Origin of the sequence: Proteus penneri, from assembly GCF_022369495.1 — a bacterium.
GTDB classification, from domain to species: domain Bacteria; phylum Pseudomonadota; class Gammaproteobacteria; order Enterobacterales; family Enterobacteriaceae; genus Proteus; species Proteus penneri.
Map to the genome: position 1 here is coordinate 3,769,495 of NZ_CP059690.1, position 18,862 is coordinate 3,788,356.

The 18,862-nt window shown below is 38.2% G+C and carries 14 protein-coding genes and 3 tRNA genes; 10 read left to right on the top strand and 7 right to left on the bottom strand.

The genetic code is table 11. The features are described from left to right. Window positions 1-6: 6 nt before the first annotated feature. The 6 genes from H1225_RS17075 to rsgA all read right to left on the bottom strand — a co-directional run bounded on the left by H1225_RS17075 (window position 7) and on the right by rsgA (window position 9,044). Window positions 7-666, bottom strand: coding sequence for a fimbrial biogenesis chaperone (locus H1225_RS17075; RefSeq protein WP_109399680.1), 660 nt, complete (start codon window positions 664-666; stop codon window positions 7-9). A 58-nt stretch (window positions 667-724) separates the two neighbouring features. Then, window positions 725-1,246, bottom strand: a complete 522-nt coding sequence (locus H1225_RS17080) for a fimbrial protein (RefSeq protein WP_109847964.1) — start codon at window positions 1,244-1,246, stop codon at window positions 725-727. Window positions 1,247-1,450: 204 nt separating this feature from the next. Then, the gene (locus H1225_RS17085; protein ID WP_115065034.1) at window positions 1,451-2,326 is read right to left on the bottom strand and encodes a LysR family transcriptional regulator; all 876 of its coding nucleotides are present in this window, start codon (window positions 2,324-2,326) and stop codon (window positions 1,451-1,453) included. A gap of 1,317 nt (window positions 2,327-3,643) precedes the next feature. Then, window positions 3,644-6,979, bottom strand: a complete 3,336-nt coding sequence (gene mscM / locus H1225_RS17090) for a miniconductance mechanosensitive channel MscM (protein WP_072064587.1) — start codon at window positions 6,977-6,979, stop codon at window positions 3,644-3,646. A gap of 22 nt (window positions 6,980-7,001) precedes the next feature. Next, window positions 7,002-7,898: an archaetidylserine decarboxylase gene (gene asd, locus H1225_RS17095; RefSeq protein ID WP_072064586.1), complete on the bottom strand. Its 897-nt coding sequence runs from the start codon at window positions 7,896-7,898 to the stop codon at window positions 7,002-7,004. 87 nt (window positions 7,899-7,985) lie between these two features. Beyond that, a complete protein-coding gene (rsgA, locus tag H1225_RS17100; protein WP_072064585.1) occupies window positions 7,986-9,044 on the bottom strand; it encodes a small ribosomal subunit biogenesis GTPase RsgA in 1,059 nt (352 codons plus the stop codon). 115 nt (window positions 9,045-9,159) lie between these two features. Here rsgA and orn point away from each other — a divergent pair, with 115 nt between their 5' ends. The 4 genes from orn to H1225_RS17120 all read left to right on the top strand — a co-directional run bounded on the left by orn (window position 9,160) and on the right by H1225_RS17120 (window position 10,170). Beyond that, complete coding sequence (gene orn, locus H1225_RS17105) at window positions 9,160-9,705, top strand: oligoribonuclease (protein ID WP_006535770.1); 546 nt, start codon at window positions 9,160-9,162, stop codon at window positions 9,703-9,705. A gap of 166 nt (window positions 9,706-9,871) precedes the next feature. Then, a tRNA-Gly gene (locus H1225_RS17110) sits at window positions 9,872-9,947 on the top strand. Between the two features lie 36 nt (window positions 9,948-9,983). Further along, window positions 9,984-10,059: transfer RNA gene (locus H1225_RS17115), tRNA-Gly, on the top strand. A gap of 35 nt (window positions 10,060-10,094) precedes the next feature. Next, window positions 10,095-10,170: transfer RNA gene (locus tag H1225_RS17120), tRNA-Gly, on the top strand. A 716-nt stretch (window positions 10,171-10,886) separates the two neighbouring features. Here H1225_RS17120 and queG read toward each other — a convergent pair. After that, entirely contained in the window at window positions 10,887-12,041 is a 1,155-nt protein-coding gene (gene queG, locus H1225_RS17125) for a tRNA epoxyqueuosine(34) reductase QueG (RefSeq protein WP_109847962.1), read from the bottom strand. Window positions 12,042-12,269: 228 nt separating this feature from the next. Here queG and tsaE point away from each other — a divergent pair, with 228 nt between their 5' ends. From tsaE to hflX, 6 genes are all read left to right on the top strand, one after another. Next, the gene (tsaE, locus tag H1225_RS17130; RefSeq protein WP_072064583.1) at window positions 12,270-12,737 is read left to right on the top strand and encodes a tRNA (adenosine(37)-N6)-threonylcarbamoyltransferase complex ATPase subunit type 1 TsaE; all 468 of its coding nucleotides are present in this window, start codon (window positions 12,270-12,272) and stop codon (window positions 12,735-12,737) included. A gap of 13 nt (window positions 12,738-12,750) precedes the next feature. Continuing rightward, complete coding sequence (locus H1225_RS17135; protein ID WP_072064582.1) at window positions 12,751-14,076, top strand: N-acetylmuramoyl-L-alanine amidase; 1,326 nt, start codon at window positions 12,751-12,753, stop codon at window positions 14,074-14,076. 23 nt (window positions 14,077-14,099) lie between these two features. Beyond that, window positions 14,100-16,112, top strand: a complete 2,013-nt coding sequence (gene mutL / locus H1225_RS17140) for a DNA mismatch repair endonuclease MutL (RefSeq protein ID WP_239739318.1) — start codon at window positions 14,100-14,102, stop codon at window positions 16,110-16,112. Further along, the gene (gene miaA / locus H1225_RS17145) at window positions 16,081-17,022 is read left to right on the top strand and encodes a tRNA (adenosine(37)-N6)-dimethylallyltransferase MiaA (RefSeq protein ID WP_072064581.1); all 942 of its coding nucleotides are present in this window, start codon (window positions 16,081-16,083) and stop codon (window positions 17,020-17,022) included. Before mutL ends, miaA begins: the two co-directional genes overlap by 32 nt. A 109-nt stretch (window positions 17,023-17,131) precedes the next feature. Further along, a complete protein-coding gene (gene hfq / locus H1225_RS17150) occupies window positions 17,132-17,419 on the top strand; it encodes an RNA chaperone Hfq (protein ID WP_006535760.1) in 288 nt (95 codons plus the stop codon). A gap of 94 nt (window positions 17,420-17,513) precedes the next feature. Further along, the gene (gene hflX, locus H1225_RS17155) at window positions 17,514-18,797 is read left to right on the top strand and encodes a ribosome rescue GTPase HflX (protein ID WP_072064580.1); all 1,284 of its coding nucleotides are present in this window, start codon (window positions 17,514-17,516) and stop codon (window positions 18,795-18,797) included. The last annotated feature ends 65 nt before the right edge of the window (window positions 18,798-18,862 follow it).

The window sequence follows — 18,862 nt, forward strand, 5'->3', positions numbered from 1 at the left end:
GTACTCTTAATTTAATACTTTATCTACAGTTGCACCGTAGTCATTAATAAACTGCACAGTGACTTTCTGGGAAATAGGACTCTCTTTAAGTAACACTACTTCTTGATGAGGGTTGATTAAAGGGTCGTAAGGGTAGCGTTTATCATCAATAAAAATATGTTTAATCGTGAGGTGATAAGGTGTTTTGTTATTAAGCACCAACCCTTGACTTTGTTTGGATAACTCAACGTTATTAAAATTAAGTGGCTCAATATCATGAGAGCGTAAAAAGAGTTTAAATTGAGAGTTAATCACTAGTTGTAATTGATTTTCAGGACTTTTTTCAACAGGTGGAATTGATTTTATATTCAGCCAATAGACGACTTCAGTATTTGAATTTAACGGTTCACCAGTATAGGAAATACGTGCAGTTCCTGTGCCATCAGGTTCGATACGAAAAAGCGGGGGTGTTGCAATAAAAGGCGTTTTTTCTGTACCTTGAAAAGCAGAGACCCAACTCTGGATAAGATAAGGTTTTTCTTTATCGGTATTTAGAATAGGAATGCTTATTTCACGAGCATTATCGTTATAAACAAACCGAGTTCCCCCCACACTTATTCCAGCAGCATGGCTTACCGTTATGAGAGAAAATAATAAAAATAGAGTTAGAAAAATATTCTTTTTCATAAATGGTGCCACAAGATTAAGGGAAATAAGAGGGTAATAAGTATTACCCTCGTTTTTATTATTTATATTGGATGCTATAAACGGCTGATCCGTTAGCTGGCCCTGGTGTTGCTTGTGCTGTTGCTTTGTAGCGTGCAACATAATCTAAGTTAATTTCAGTTCCATTGATTTCGACTTCTTTCGAATCGTCATATAGGTTTATTTGAGATACGGCATCTTTTTCAAAGAGAGCGATACCCACATTTGTCGCACCACCTGAAACTTGATCAATGGCTAAAATATCGCTATCAATGGCATCACGAGTCCCGCCAAAACGGACAGAGACAGTGGTATTGACAGGGCAATCAATCAGTTTGATTGTGAAATCTTTAAGGCCAGCAACTTCCCCTTTTGTTGCTAAACTTTTTGATGATACTTTTCCTAAATCTACAGTTAGATTTTTAGAAGAACTATCCACAGTACAGGCTTGATCTGTTATTTCTCCGATAAAGTTAATTGTGCCCGATGCAAAAGCAGCAGGTGCAGAAAGTAGAGAGAGACTCATCCCTAATAAATAGAGAGATTTATTTAATTTGCTCATGATCGGTCCTATATAAAAAGTAGTTATTGTTACTTTTTAATTTATTTATAAGTATAGATTTAAGTATTAGTTTATTCGCATAGGGAATATGCCAATAAAATATAACATCACAAAAAATTTAAGTTAATAAAGATTTACATGAGTTTTTTTGTCTTTATATCAAATTGTTTAATGTTCGTTTTTAAAATTAAAAATAACGTTTAATTAATCAATAATTAAATTTTGATGTGGATTGTTTATTAAGGATAATAAGTTTTTTATATCTTCTGTTGAAAATGAATTTTTATTCAAATAAAGGTAGAATTTATATTCTTTATCTTCACTATGTATATTTAATTGTTTTATCGTATTTTTATTCAACTCTTCCTGAACAACGGTCAGGGGAAGCCGAGAATAACCCAGACCTTGCTTGACAAAGTTTATTGCTGTTTCCACAGAGCCCACTTGAATAACTTGGTTATTATGATCGGCATTTGAGCCATCAGCGAGTAGAGAAATATAGGTATGTCTTTGTAACTCCTTAGATAACTCATCATGTTGAAGATGTTGTAAAACACTCTTCGGATGTGTGACTAATACTGTTTTAATACTTTCTAAATCAATGGGTTGTAGTGATTTCACATTATAATGTGTTATTACCAAATCTTGATCTTTTTGCGCTAAAATATCTGATTTACTGAGTGCTGTTTTATGAATATTAATATCATAGTGTTTATTTTCTTTAATAAATTGGGAAATTTTATTCCAGAAAAGAGCTGAAATATATAAAGGATCGATGACTATGTTTATCTTTAACTTGTTGTTAAACATTAAATTTTTAGCTTTTTTTTCTAATGAGATTGCTTTTTCAGTTATTTCTCTAGAGAGTTCAAGTAACAATTTACCTTCGTGAGTGAGTACTGCACGTCTTTTTTCTAAAGAGAGGATTTCAACTCCTAAAGTTTGCTCTAATTTATTGATAGTATAGCTAATTGATGATTGTGTTCTATGTAATGCATCTGCGGCCTGAGCAAAGCCACCGTAGTCAACGACGGCTTGTAAGGTAATCCACTGATCGAGAGTCGTTCGGGATTTTTCCATAATGGAACCTTCTTATTATTGTTTATTTAATACTCATTAAAAATGAAGCTAGCAATATATCTTAGCATTGTTAATAGGTAAGAATACTCATTTTTAAATCAAGTTAAAAAAATATTAACATTATAAGCTGTAATGTTATTTTTCAATCAATAGAAAAAATTTTAGAAGAGATATTTATTATTTTTTATTTTTTATTTTTTATTAATATGATTTTATAAATAAGATGTAGAACATTTTTATTCTTTTTTTAATATAATTAAAAGTATTATTTATAATAGTTAATGAGATTTTATATCTATATTTTTATTTGTTCTGTTTTTTATTTTTTTATAATTTCAATTATATTAATTCACGATTTTAAATTAATTGGTATTTTTTGTTTCTTTGTTTTTTAATTTTCTTAAATTTATTATTTTTAATTGTTTTACTTTTTGTTTTTAATTTATTCTTATTCTTTTTTAGTATTAAAACTTAAAAGATTAAATATTTCTATATTTAGCTTAAAATGATTAAAGAAAGAAAAAGAAGATCACTTCTGATAACAAACACTATGTGATAATCCAAATTAGACTGTGCTCAGTGTTAAATATGGGGATGCAGAGATATTTTAATATGTAAAGCTGCTGGTGTTTTAAATGCAGACGCTAAGTTTTGTTAGCTATAAATGGCTTAATTTATTTAACTTAGGTAGGCAAACTGATCAGCTAAAGATAATAATTTAAAAGTTAAAAGCTAACAAAAAGCAATTTCTACTCGTTGAGGGAGTTAAATTAAGTGTAAAAACGTAAAAATATGATTTAGGTCAATAACTGGAGGTTGGTTTTAGTTAAGCGCTCAGTGTCGTTAATGAGGCAGTAAAATAATAAAGGTGAGATAAAATACATTTCACCTTGAGATAAATTAAATGCCGTATCCAAAATGGCGCTTTATCACCTGGCTGAATTGGTGTTTGGTTAGAAAAATATACTGTATTAATAATATTCACCAGAGAAAGTAACACTCTCTTTATGATACTCACTTTATTATCTTCATATTACCATCGAGTGATAGATAGTTTCTTTGAGTTATTACTTATCAATTTTATTAAACAAAAAATCAAAAAATAATTTTCCTTTTTTTTAGAAAGAAGAGACTAAAAAGAAAATGCGGATTAATTTTATACAATCAATGAGCTATAAGAGAAATAGATACACAGTATAGGGTGAAGAAAGCGTCATAAAAGAGGTTGAAAAAATGAGAAAGAAAGGAGTAAAGCCATTATCTTTCGTAATTTTTCTATAAGATAATGGCTTTTTATCAAATTAATTGAAGCCGAACTTATAATCCACCGACTTCTCTTGGTGTTGCGCGCATTGAGCTGCGAATTGTATTACCCATCATATCCACTCTTGCTTGGAATGGTGGGAACGGTAATGGAATACCGTGTTCTGCAAAGGCTAAGAGAATATTTTGATGGATCTCGTGTCTTGCTGGCATTCTGTGTCCCATCTCTGCTGCATAAACACGTAGTTCGAAAATTTGAATACCTTGCTGTAAATCGACCAGATAAACCTCAGGCGCAGGGTTTTCTAAAATCATCGTAGAACGTTTTGAGGCTTCTAATAACACATTGGTCACTTGCTCACTGTTGCAGTCTGCAGGTGCTGGGATTGTCATTACGATACGCGTAATTGAATCTGATAGTGACCAGTTAATAAATTGCTCTGTAATAAAGGCCTTGTTCGGTACGATAATTTCTTTTCTATCCCAGTCGGTTAACGTAGTTGCTCGCGTGTTGATCTTAGAGATATTTCCGGTCAAATTACGAATGGTAACGGTATCGCCAATACGAATTGGTTTTTCAAATAAGATCATCAAACCTGAAATGATGTTGGCAAAAATTTCTTGTAAACCAAAACCTAATCCGACCCCCATTGCTGCCACTAGCCACTGTAATTTTGACCATTCAATCCCTAATAAAGAGAAACCCACGATACTACCAATTAAGGTGATGGTGTATTTGGTCATGGTGGTAATGGCGTAACCTGTACCGGGCGTTAAATCAAGATGCTGTAAAATAGCCAACTCAAGTAAAGCAGGGAGATTTCGAACTAATTGGGTTGTAATAATAATGACAAGGATCGCCACTAAAATAGAGCCCATGGTGATAGGTTGCACTGTGTTAACACCATTCACCGATGAGGTGACATCCCAAAGTCGGATATTGTCGACGAAAGAGAACGCTGTGTTTAATTCAGACCACAATAAGATCATTGAGACTAATGCAATCATAGTCAGAATAGAACGAACTAAACCAATAGATTGCGCACTGATCGCATCAAGATCTATTTCTTGAGCTTCAATTTCAAGTCCTACTGTGCTTTCACCACTGCTTCCGACAATCGTATTTTCATCTTCACCTTTTGCGCGCTGTGCCAGAATTTCTGCACGCTTTTGTTTAGCACGTTCAAAGGCTAATTTTCTGCGCTGAATAAGCATCCATCGCTGAATAATATGGTAGATAATCAGTAGAGCAAACCAAATGGCGACAGACATTTCTAAACGACCGAGCAAGACAATCGAGGTAGAAAGGTAACCTAAGACGGCGGCTAAACCTGCAATAACAGGCGCAACCAGTAAGAACCACCATAAAATGGTGTTGATCAGGTTATCGCCAGATCCATGTTTATCAAGATAAAGCGGAACGTGAGCTTTTTTAAGGCTAGACGTAATAAAGCTTAGGGCGATACAGAGTAGTAAGAAACAGAAGCGACCGACCGTCGGTGCAAATTCTCTATCGCTATAATATTCAAAGGTAATTAATGACATCATCAGCGGAACGATGACAAAAATAGAGAGTTGGTAAAAGCGCATTGCTTTTTTAACACGGCTCTCTTTCCATTTAAATTGAGCAATAAACAGGCCGTTATGCCGTGCGAAGGTTGCACTGATCATAAATAGCCACAACACGGGAGCGGCTGCTGTTACACCATAGCCAATCGCGCCGGCCATTGGATAACGCCATTCAACACTTTGTAAGCCATAACCGACCGCAGACCATAACAGCGGTAGCGGAAGTGCAATTAAAATAGACCAAAAAACGGTGCGTATCGTCAGTGAAAAATGATCTTGAGTGACTTTACCTATACGGTTGCTGACTCTTTCAAGGAATGCGTTGTAATGTTTTCGAGTGCGCAGGCTAAAGCCCACAATGGATAAAGTGACAAATAAGAATAGGAACGTATCCTGATTTTTAAGCATGCTGATAGCAGCATGACCTAATTGTGAAAAGGTATCTAATGAAAGCAGTCGAGTGATATCTTTAACTAATAGAACTGGATAATTAAATTTGATTGGGCTCATATCAGCAACCCAGAACATATAACGGTTTGTCGCGTCTTTTGTTTCTTTTAAAGCATCGGCTAATTGTGTTGTCGCAACTTTTAGTTTTGTTAATTCAAGAATTTGAGAGTCATAACCAGATAGCAACGAATTCAATAATTCATGACGTGCCTGGATAAGAGAATCAAAAATATATTGCTGAGCTTCAGGTAATTTAGAACCATCAGCCGTTTCTGGTGGCTGGATTTTACTTAAGTTTTCCAGCATATCCTCATAACGTAAACGTTCAACACGTAATTGAATGATATCTCTATCAAGCTCTTGTGAACGAGGCATTTCGGGTAAGCGGGAAAGCTGTGTTCTTAATGCTTCACCTAATGCTGTCGAGCCACTTAACCACTGTGCTTGTTCTCGGATCGTGGTAAGTGTTTGACGAACTTGTTGTGTCTGTTGTGTAGTAATGCGCTGTTTTTCTGACAGTTCGCTCATTTCCTGTGTTTGTTTATTCAAGATTTGAGAGAGTTCACGGTTAGTTTGGATCTGTTTTGTCAGAAACTCAGGAAGCTCACCACCTTTCTCCGCTAACATCTCTGTTTTCTCTAATGCGAGATCAGCGACTTCTTGGCGCTTTATATTTAATAAGCTGCGTAATTGTTGTAGTTGTACATCAAGGCGCTGATAGCGTTTCTTAAACAATTCTAAGCGAAGGCGAGCGATTTCTTGGCGGTTATTAGCTGAAAGTTGTGCCATTTCAAGCTCATTAACCATGGCTTTACGTGCGGTAACTTCCGCTTGTGTGAGCTTATTTTGTGCTTCTGTTAACGGTGTTGTTGACGCACTAACAGCCGCGAGTCTTGCTGTCGCGTCACTGAGTAAACGGCGTGCTTCAGAAAGCTGTTGGGGTAATAAGTTTAACGATTCACTAATTTCTCGGCTTTTGTCTTGCTCTTGTTGTTGAAGCCTTGCTTGCTCCATTAATTGGCTACTGACTTGAATAATTTTCTGTTCTAAATCAGGAATGCTAATTTTTTCTGGGATAGTTGGAACTGAGTGGCTTTCTTCAAGAAGCTTAGTTCTGAGTTCTTTCGTGATCTCTGGATAATCATCAATAGCTTTTTGATAATTATCTGCATTTGCTTGCGCTTTTTCGCCATCATTAATCCAATTGATAGTGCCTTGTAGCGCCTGAACTGTCTCAATATCTTGAGGATTGGTACTTCCTTCAAGTTGTTTTATATCTTGACGCAATTTTTCTACATCTGCTGATATTGCGGATGTACTGAATGAAAATGTCAAAAAAAGCGAGAAGAAAAGACTGATTATCAGGCGCACAAAGGTTACTCCGAATTACGTGTTATTCACTGATGGCATTGTTGTCATTACCAGCGACATTAATGATGGAACCCAGTTGTTCTCCCATTAATGTAACGGAGCCATTCATAAGATCTTTATTCAATTGAACGGTATTTTCTGGGAAAAGATTGATGACTGTTGAGCCTAACTTGAATCGACCCATCTCTTCACCTTTTTTCAAGAATATCGCTCCTGCTTTATCTGCTTGAGGATATGTCCAACGTTTAATAATACCTTCGCGAGGTGGCGTGACCATGCCACACCAAACCGTTTCAATACTACCGACAATTGTTGCACCAACCAAAATTTGTATCATTGGGCCAAATTGTGTTTCAAAGAGACAAATAATACGTTCATTACGTGCAAATAAGTTAGGGACATTAGCCGCCGTTAATGGATTAACAGAGAAGAGATCACCTGGAACATAAATCATCTCTTTTAATAAACCATCGCAAGGCATATGAACTCGGTGGTAATCACGAGGTGAAAGATATGTCGTAATAAACTGACCATTACGGAACTTATCTGCCAACATAAAATTACCAGCAAGTAATGCTTCAAGGGTGTAGTGATGTCCTTTGGCTTGCAAGATTTGATCATCTTGAATTGGACCAAGTTGGCTTACTGCACCATCAGCCGGTAATGCAAGTTTGTCATTACCTTCAATAATAGGGCGAGCACCGTCTTTTAAGGCGCGAATAAAAAAGTCATTGAAAGTGGAATAAGCTTGAAACTGGCTATCTTTCGCTTCATTCATATCAACTTTATAAGCTTTTGCAAAAGCCTTGATAACAAACTGGGTGATAGCACCCGCTTTTTTATTTGCGAACCAGCCAGCTAACTGTGTTAGCCATAATTTAGGCAATAAATACTGTAGTTTAATTTTTAGCTTGTCCAAAATGGCAACCTCTGGGATTAAACGATAAAAATAGACAAAAGGGGTCTATTGTACTCACCCTTAATAGGGGTGTCAGTGAATCAATTGTTAAGAGTCTAAATTAATGTTCTTACGAACTTTCACCTGACTCATACTTTCTAAAATTCGATGGTAATTTTCAAATCGCGTTTCTGCAATTTCGTTGTTTCTCACCGCTTCACTTATTAAGCAACCCGGATCGTCTAAGTGCTTACAATCGCGGAATTTACAACCACCAAGATACGGCCTGAATTCAACAAAACCTTTTGTTACTTGTTCTGGCGTTAAGTGCCATAAACCAAATTCACGCACACCCGGAGAGTCAATTACATCGCCACCTTGTGGGAAATGGTAAAGGCGTGATGCTGTTGTGGTATGTTGACCTAAACCAGAGTTATCAGAAACTTGATTAACAACAATGCTTTCTTCCATTGGTGGTAACAGCGTGTTAAGTAAACTCGATTTACCAACACCAGATTGCCCTGCAAAAATAGAGATGCGTCCAATAAGCTCTTGAGTCAGTGCTTCTAATCCTTCTTTGGTATAGCTAGAGACTTCAAGGACACGATAACCAATATTTTTATAAGTTTGCATCCATTCACTAACGGTCTTACGGCTTTCTTCATCTAGCATATCGATTTTATTGAGAACAATTAGAGGCTCAACATTTAACGTTTCACATGCTACAAGGTAACGGTCGATAATATTTAACGAAAGTTCAGGCAAAATAGCCGAAACGATAATAATTTGATCAATATTAGCGGCAATAGGCTTAATACCATCATAATAGTCAGGACGAGTAAGCACTGAAGTTCGTTCGTGTACGGCTTCTACAATGCCATTTACGCGGACATTTTCTTGTGTTTGTAGCGCAGGGCGCCAAACAACTTTATCACCCGTTACCAGTGATGAAATTGTGCGTCGAATATTGCATCGTGTAATTGTGCCGTCAGCTGCTTCGATATCTGCATGTTGACCAAAACGGCTGATCACTAGCCCTTCGGTTGCTTCGCCTAATTGCGTATCGTCTAATTCAACGTGGTTTTTTTTCTCTTTGCTCTGCAAACGCTTTTTATGATTTTCTTGTACTCGGCGTTGCTGGCCTTTAGATAATTTACGTTTTGTCACCGATCCTCACTTGTATTATTCGGTTAGATGTTCTTCTATCGTGCTTATTGAGTAAACGCGCTATGATAAACGCTAAAATATCATGTCTCACACTTAGAAACAGCTAGGATATATTATGTCAAAAAGCGAGAACAATCTGATCTGGATAGATCTGGAAATGACAGGTCTTGATCCTGAATGTGACCGTATCATAGAAATTGCCACTATCGTGACAGATCCTCAACTTAATATTTTAGCCGAAGGCCCAGTAATTGCAGTACATCAATCTGATGAACAATTAAGCTTAATGGATGAATGGAATACACGTACCCACACAGGTAGCGGCTTAGTTGAGCGCGTAAAAGCCAGTTCATATGATGATAATTCAGCACAAAAAGCGACTATTGAATTCCTAGAAAAATGGGTACCGAAAGGCGTATCACCTATCTGCGGTAATAGTGTGGGGCAAGATAGACGTTTTCTATATCGTTATATGCCAGAACTAGAGCAATATTTTCACTACCGTTATCTTGATGTGAGCACATTAAAAGAATTAGCACGTCGCTGGAAACCTGAAATTTTAGAAGGTTTTGAGAAAAAGAATACTCATCAGGCATTGGATGATATTCGTGAATCCATTGCAGAGCTTGCTTATTATCGTAAAACCTTTATTAAAGAGTAAAAAGCGTGCATTCATGATTGATATTACATCACTATGATGATTTTATCGGCATGTAATCAAAAAAACGTATTTTTTTGTTGATAAGGGCTTGCGGTTAAGCATTTTTCTCGTATAATGCGCTTCCCGTACCGATGAAGAATTTTATTTGTACGGGTGTAAGAAAGACGCGGGAATAGCTCAGTTGGTAGAGCACAACCTTGCCAAGGTTGGGGTCGCGAGTTCGAGTCTCGTTTCCCGCTCCAATCTTTCTTAGACAGTTATTAGTGGTGTTATGCGACGCGGGAATAGCTCAGTTGGTAGAGCACAACCTTGCCAAGGTTGGGGTCGCGAGTTCGAGTCTCGTTTCCCGCTCCAAATATTTTACTAGTGATTGTCAAAACTTACCAAATGCGGGAATAGCTCAGTTGGTAGAGCACAACCTTGCCAAGGTTGGGGTCGCGAGTTCGAGTCTCGTTTCCCGCTCCAAGTTTTTCTCTTCTGTCTTACCAAATCTCATTTTTAATCCCCGTAAAGAAATTTTAAGTTTTTTCTCTCACATTTTTTAATATCGACTACACTGTTTTAGGGTGCAGATTGAGGGATGTAACTTAATACGCGTAAAAAGAGCGTGCGGAATATTTGTTCAAAAAAGAAAATGTCATTACTACATGTAAGATCAAGCTATTTTTTTGTGATCTATCTTTGATCTTTGCTTGCATTTCTAATTTGACAGCACTAGAATGTGCGCCTTTCCTCATTTAGAGGGGAAATCAGAGGCAAGATCATTTTTTAGGTTTTAGGCCTTTATTCTGTTAAACATGCATTGAATAGTATTTTAGAAAAAGAAAAGGGTTTCTCAGGCTTTTCTTTAAAAAAATGTGATATATATTCTACTATTCTTAAAATCTTTCCAAATCGATTTATCCACAGTGAGATGCTAATAATAACCGCATCTAAGCACTATTTATTTTTTTACTGCACAGAGTTATCCACAAGTACGTATCCTTAAGTGATAAGGATATTATTCTCTTCAATAAATTGATTGGATTTTATATCTAATTGATAACTAAGTTTATTTTATTTTTTTAAATTTTGGGTCTTAGTTCGCTTGAATTTTTTGTTCATGTTGATAGACAAGGGATTTTTATTTTATTCACAGAGGAAATTAATGGTTACTCGTAATGTGTTTAATCTGTTAAAAATTAAGCATCACGAGGTAAGCCTTTAGTTATCGCCCTTACTAAGCGTTTTTGTTGTGAAGTCTGTATTTTTACTTCTTTTTCATTTCTCTTCGCTGTCTGTTGTGCAATCGCCCAGTTTAAATGTTCATCTAACACATCACTCAATCCAAAGCGTTCTTGCAGGGCAAGTATAATTTTATCTTGATAAGGTGCATTTCCTAACGCCACGCTAATATTTCTAAGCCAACGTAAATAGCCAATACGACGGATCGGGGAACCTTCGGTGATACGCAGAAATTTATCCTCACTCCATTGAAACAGATCGAGTAATTCTGGGGTATGAAGCGCTCTTCTTGGGGAGAAATCGTCTTCGTCAGTCAGTGATGAAAAACGATTCCAAGGACAGATAAGCTGGCAATCGTCACAACCATAAATACGATTACCCATTAGAGGGCGAAATTCTTCAGGAATAGCACCATCGAGCTCGATGGTGAGATAAGAAATACAACGGCGAGCATCAATGGTATAAGGTTCAACAATGGCACCTGTCGGACAGGTTGTCATACAGGCGACACATTTACCACATTGTTCTTCAACAGGACTATCAGTAGGTAATGGCAAATCAATCAGTAGTTCACCAAGGAAAAACCAAGAGCCTGCTTGATTGTTAATCACAAGTGAGTGTTTACCAACCCAACCAAGCCCAGCCTTAACGGCTAATGGGCGCTCCATAATCGGTGCTGAATCAACGAAAGGACGAAAGTTGACTATCCCTTGATATTCAAATTGCTGACAATATTGTGAAATTCTTTCGCCGAGTTTTTTAAGACGCTGTCTTAATACTTTGTGATAATCCCTACCAAGCGCATAACGGCTGATATAGCCTTGTTCTGGATTATTTAAGGTGCGTGCAAAAGCCGCATCCGTGGGGAGGTAATTCATTCTGACACTGATAACACGTAATGTACCCGGAACCAATTCGTGAGGTCTGGCTCGTGTCATTCCATATTTTTCCATCCATGCCATTTCACCATGATATTGCTTATCTAACCACGCTTGCAGGCGAGGTTCTTCAAGTGATAAGTCAGTATCACATATTCCTGTTTGTTGAAAACCTAGCTCAGAGCCCCATAATTTTATGTTTTGAGCGAGAAGATTAAGATCAAGTGATGACATGAATAAACCAAATCAATAAATAGGTAAGAGGTGAGTCCTAAGAGCGCGCAGTGTATCATAGTGAGGCAGTAGGAAAAATCCTCGCAATAAATAGATTTATGGTATGGTTATTTGATAGTGATTTCGATAACTATTTGCCTTAAGAAAACATATAAAGCTTAGTATTTGATATTCTCCAACGATCTCACTTTATTAAGCTGTTATAACTTAACAATAGATTATATAAATATGAAAGAATGGGTTGTTACATTAGAAGATGAAGCGGCAACAGTTGAACTCGGGCGTACTGTTGCAATGGCAACGGAGCATCACGGATTGATCATTTATTTATATGGCGATCTTGGTGCTGGAAAAACAACCTTTAGCCGCGGCTTTTTACAAGCGCTGGGTCATCAAGGACATGTAAAAAGCCCAACGTATACATTAGTTGAGCCTTATATGCTGTCGCCAAATCCGGTTTATCATTTTGATCTTTATCGTTTAGCTTCTGCTGAAGAGTTGGAGTTTATGGGGATACGTGACTATTTTGAGCAAGACGCGTTATGCCTTATTGAATGGCCATCGCAAGGCGAAGGCTTTTTACCTAACGCGGATTTAGAACTTCATCTAAGTTATGAAGATGAAGGTCGAAAAGCGCGTTTTGTTGCCCTTTCACAAAGAGGGAATACTGTTTTATCCCGTATTCAGTCTGCATAAAGGAATATTGATTATGTCGAGTCTCATTACTATTGTGAGTCAAAGTCAGCGCTATGTTGTTGCCTTTCTGTTGGTTGTTTTGTCTTTATTTTTTGTGCAAACAGCACAAGCCGCTACTGTGACAGAAGTGAAAGCAGAAAACAGCATTTCAGCAACAATCCTCACATTTACGTTTAGTGATGGGAAGCCGAGTTATCGATATTATTCATTAAAAAGTCCTGACCGTTTGGTGATGGATTTTAAACAGAGCACAAAAATCACGGGATTACCGGCAATACTAGGTAATGGGCAGTTAGCTCATAAAATCCGCTCAACGCAATCAAAAGATAGCCAATACCAAAGTATGGTTGTAGAACTTGCTCAGCCCGTTGTGGTGACGGAGAGTTTAGTGAATGTAGGTGGTGGATATAAGTTAGTGCTTACTATCAAGGCTATGAATAGTCGACAAAATAGCAATGCACAATCAACAGTCACTGTTGTTGCGTTATCACCGACAACAATGACGGCATCAGCCTCAAATACAAATAGAGAAATGGCGCCTTTAACCATGACACCTAAAGCAGAGGTTGCTCCAGTTGCTCCTATTGTGAAACCTCGCACCACTCCATCAAAACCACAAGCGGGCTCTCGCCAAATTATTATTGCGATAGATGCAGGACATGGTGGGCAAGATCCGGGGGCGATTGGTCAGAAAGGTAATCGTGAAAAAGACGTGACATTAAGTGTAGCAAGAAAGTTGGAAGCTCGATTACGTAATGATCCTATGTTTAAACCTGTTCTAACACGCAGTGGTGATTATTTTATCTCAGTTGCGGGGCGCTCTGAAGTTGCCCGTAAACAAAGTGCGAATATGTTAGTGTCTATTCATGCTGACTCAGCACCAAATCGTAGTGCAAGAGGCGCTTCTGTGTGGGTGCTTTCTAATCGTCGAGCAAACAGCGAATTAGGTAAGTGGCTTGAACAAAGTGAAAAACAATCAGAATTGTTAGGCGGTGCTGGTGATGCTTTATCAGAAGGTGCTGATCCTTATTTAAGTCAAACGGTGCTCGATTTGCAGTTTGGTAATTCACAGCGAGTGGGTTATGACGTCGCCGTTGCTGTATTGTCTGAGCTAAGAAAAGTGGGTTCATTACATAAGAAAACACCAGAACATGCCAGCTTAGGGGTTTTACGCTCACCAGATATCCCTTCAATTTTAGTTGAAACAGGTTTTATCAGCCACGCGTCAGAAGAGCAGTTACTGATTTCTAATGCTTATCAAGAAAAACTCGCGGCATCTATTCACGCAGGTTTAAGAAATTATTTTCTGGCTCACCCTTTACAAAACGCGCCTAATTGATTGAGTAGAATGGAATAAAGGTAATGGCGATAAATTTATTACCTCCTCAGCTTGCAAACCAAATTGCCGCAGGGGAAGTTGTTGAAAGACCAGCCTCTGTTGTTAAAGAGCTGCTGGAAAATAGTTTAGACGCAGGCGCGACCTCGATTGATATTGATATCGATAAAGGTGGCGCTAAGCTAATTCGTATTCGTGATAATGGATGCGGTATCAATCGTGATGATTTGAAGTTAGCACTTGCTCGCCATGCAACTAGCAAAATATCAACTCTTGACGATCTTGAAGCCATAATGAGTATGGGGTTTCGTGGAGAAGCATTAGCGAGCATTAGTTCTGTTTCCCGTTTGATCCTGACATCGCGTACTCAAGATCAAGAAGAAGCATGGCAAGCTTACGCAGAAGGCAGAGATATGGCAGTCACCATTAAACCTGCCGCTCATCCTGTGGGAAGTACGGTTGAAGTTCTTGATCTGTTTTATAACACGCCAGCAAGACGTAAATTTTTACGGACTGAAAAAACAGAATTTGCACATATTGATGAAGTGATTCGTAGAATTGCGTTATCGCGTTTTGATGTCACTATCAATCTTACTCATAACGGCAAACGTGTTCGGCAATACCGTGCAGTAAAAGATGAAAGTCAGCAAAATCGCCGTTTGAGTGCGATTTGTGGTAATAATTTTGTCAATCAATCAATGCAGTTATCGTGGGAACATGGTGATTTAGCAATAAAAGGTTGGGTAGAACATCCTTTATCACCAGTGCAAAGTAGTGAAATTCAGTATTGCTATGTGAATGGACGAATGATGCGTGATAGATTAATTAATCATGCTATTCGCCAAGCTTACGAAGGTTATTTGCAAGGAGAACAGCAACCTTCTTACATTTTGTATTTAAGTGTTGATCCTCACCAAGTCGATGTTAATGTCCATCCCGCTAAACATGAAGTTCGCTTTCATGAATCTCGCTTGGTTCATGATTTTATCTATCAAGGTGTGTTGAGTGTTTTACGACAAGCAACCCAAGAACCTTTATCATTAGCTTCAGATGATGAAGAAGAACACGAAACAGCGTTAAACTTCCCTGAAAATCGTCAAGTTGCAGGTGAAAACGTATTTTCTCAGCCTTATCAAGTACCAATAGCTCAAACTCCGTCAAATCGATCATCATCATACCAATACAGTGAACGAGAGCACAACAGTAACTCACATCAAAAGCAAGCCTCTCAATTTGGAGGTCGCCATCAGTTTGGTGAAAGTTATCAGCGGACACAAGGTGCGCTTTATCAAAAAATGATGCAAGAAAGTGTATCAACATCAAAAGATAAAGAAAAAATACCCCTATTTCCTGAGCGTGCCCCATTGAATTTAGGTGAAATCGTTCATACAACTAATAATATCGAAGAAGATACTATTTCGGTGATGCCTCGTTCCGTCAATGCGAAAGATGGACAAACTGATTATACTTTTGGGCGAGTATTGGCAATTTATCAGCACAAATATGCGTTAATAGAATCTTCACAAGGTCTTGGGCTATTATCATTGGAAGAAGCGGATTTTCTGTTAAAATGTGCGCAATTACTGCCTAAAGATGAAACATTGAAGCCACAACCTTTGCTAGTGCCTTTAAAGTTGGCGTTGAGTAAAGAGGAGATTAGTGTATTCAATCAGTTTCAGTCGCTAATCAGTCATTTCGGGATCGTTATCGAAATTTCTCACGGTAAAGCAACAATACATGCAGTGTCGTTACCTTTGCGTCAGCAAAATTTACCCGTGTTACTGACAGCATTATTCGCTTATTTGTCAGCAGAGCAATCTTGTACCGAGCAACAACTTGGACAGTGGTTTGCAAAACAATTAGGGGCAGAGCAGACGCAATGGTCGCAAGCTCAAGCAGTAGGACTATTGGCTGATATTGAAAGACTCTGTCCTCAATATGTCAGACAGCCAGCCAAAAACTTATTACAATTAATTGATTTACAACCGGTGGTAGTGGCATTAAATAATGAGCGAAGTGAACACGCAAATAAAACCTAAAGCAATTTTTCTAATGGGACCTACAGCGTCAGGTAAAACAGCATTAGCAATTGCACTGAGACAGAAACTGCCTGTAGATATTATTAGCGTGGATTCAGCTCTTATCTATCGTGGTATGGATATTGGTACAGCAAAGCCAGATGCGAATGAGCAATCGCTTGCTCCACATCGATTAATTGATATTCTAGACCCCGCATTTCCCTATTCTGCTGCAGATTTTCGACGAGATGCATTAAATGCAATGGAAGAAATTACTGCAGTTGGACGAATTCCACTATTAGTGGGTGGGACTATGCTATATTTTAAAGCGTTACTTGAAGGTCTATCGCCTTTACCTAGTGCCAATTCGGATGTTCGTGCTGAAATAGAAAAAAAAGCAGCAGAGCAAGGGTGGGAGGCAATACATAAAGAGTTAGCGTTAGTTGATCCTGTTGCAGCGCAACGGATCCATCCTAATGATCCTCAACGGCTTTCTCGTGCGTTAGAAGTTTACCTGATTTCAGGTAAGACAATGACGGAATTGACAAAAATATCAGGCGAGTCTTTGCCCTATGATGTTTATCAATTTGCGATTGCTCCGAAAGACAGAAATGTTCTTCACCAACGCATTGAAGCTCGTTTTAAACAGATGTTAACGTGTGGATTTGAAGATGAAGTAAAATCATTGTATGAACGGGGCGATTTGCATGAAGATCTACCTTCTGTACGTTGTGTCGGTTATCGCCAGATGTGGTCATATTTATCAGGCGAAATAGATTATGATGAGATGGTTTATCGAGGGATCTGCGCGACCCGGCAATTAGCGAAGCGACAAATCACCTGGTTAAGGGGTTGGAATAACATTCACTGGCTTGACAGTGAAGATCCAAAACAATCTCTTGACACTGTTTTGCAGGTAGTTAGTGCATAGATGGTAGGTTTGTGTAAAATTGATAGTTGCCAAAGCGCAATTTTTGAGTAGTTCATTTTTCGAACCAATTGGGTTCTAATATAAAACAACAAAATAAGGAAAACATAGAATGGCTAAGGGGCAATCTTTGCAAGATCCTTTCTTGAACGCATTACGTCGTGAAAGGGTTCCCGTTTCTATCTATTTGGTAAACGGCATTAAATTGCAGGGTCAGATCGAATCTTTTGACCAATTTGTTATTTTGCTGAAAAACACAGTCAGTCAGATGGTATATAAACATGCTATCTCTACCGTGGTACCTTCGCGTCCTGTTTCTCATCATAGCAATACAGGCACGAACCAAACTGGTACAGGCTACAATAGTGGTGCTGCTCAGCAGGATGATGTTGCAGAATAATAATCCAATATTATTCTTGATATAAGAAAAACATAGGTAGGGAGACTTTACCTATGTTTTTTCCTGTTTTTATAAAGTCCAAGAGGTTTCGCCTTTGTTTGATCGTTATGAAGGTGGCGAATTAGCCGTTTTAGTGCACGTCTTCTTTTCTCAAGAAAAGAACGTTGATGATTTGCAAGAATTTGAATCTTTGGTGACATCTGCGGGTGTTAAGCCAGTTCAGATTATTACAGGAAATCGTAAAGCACCTCATCCCAAATATTATGTGGGTGAAGGTAAGGCAGAAGAAATTGCCGAGGCTGTAAAAGCAAGTGGTGCAGATGTTGTTTTATTTAATCATGCACTGACACCTGCACAAGAGCGAAATCTGGAAAGACTTTGTGAATGCCGAGTGGTTGATCGCACGGGAGTTATCCTTGATATTTTTGCTCAAAGAGCAAGAACCCATGAAGGAAAACTACAGGTAGAACTCGCCCAGTTACGTCACTTGTCAACCCGTTTAGTCAGAGGGTGGACTCACCTTGAAAGACAAAAAGGGGGGATTGGGTTACGAGGACCAGGCGAAACTCAGCTAGAAACAGACCGCCGCTTACTCCGAGGTAAAATTAGTCAAATTCTAATGCGATTGGGTAGAGTTGAGCGTCAGCGTGAACAAGGACGACAAGCGCGGAGTAAAGCTGATATTCCAACATTATCCCTTGTTGGTTACACGAATGCGGGGAAATCGAGTTTATTTAATCATATCACCTGCTCTGATGTATATGCAGCAGATCAGTTGTTTGCAACATTAGATCCTACATTAAGACGTATTCAAGTTGAGGATGTGGGAACGGTTGTATTAGCCGATACTGTTGGATTTATTCGACACTTACCTCATGATCTTGTTGCTGCTTTTAAAGCCACTTTACAAGAAACACGAGAAGCAACCTTACTTCTTCATGTTATTGATGCAGCAGATAGTCGTTTTGAGGAAAATATTCATGCCGTTGAAAGTGTATTAGAAGAGATTGATGCTCAAGAGATACCAACACTGCATGTTATGAACAAAATTGATCTTCTTGAAGACTTCACTCCAAGAATTGATCGAAATGAAGAAAACTTACCCGTTAGGGTTTGGGTTTCGGCACAAACAGGCGAAGGTATTCCTCTGTTGTATCAGGCGTTGACAGAACGTCTTTCAGGTGAGATCGCACACTTTGAATTACGTTTACCGCCAGAAGATACAGGGCGCTTGCGTAGCCGCTTTTATCAATTACAGTCAATAGAACGTGAATGGATTGAAAAAGACGGTAAAGTTGGACTAATCATACGTATGCCTATGATAGACTGGCGCCGCCTTTGCAAGCAGGAACCCAATTTATTGGATTACGTGGTCTGATATTCGGCCATAAAAATGAACATTAACTGAGAGCTGGCGACGAAATCGGCTCTTAAGCCTGATAA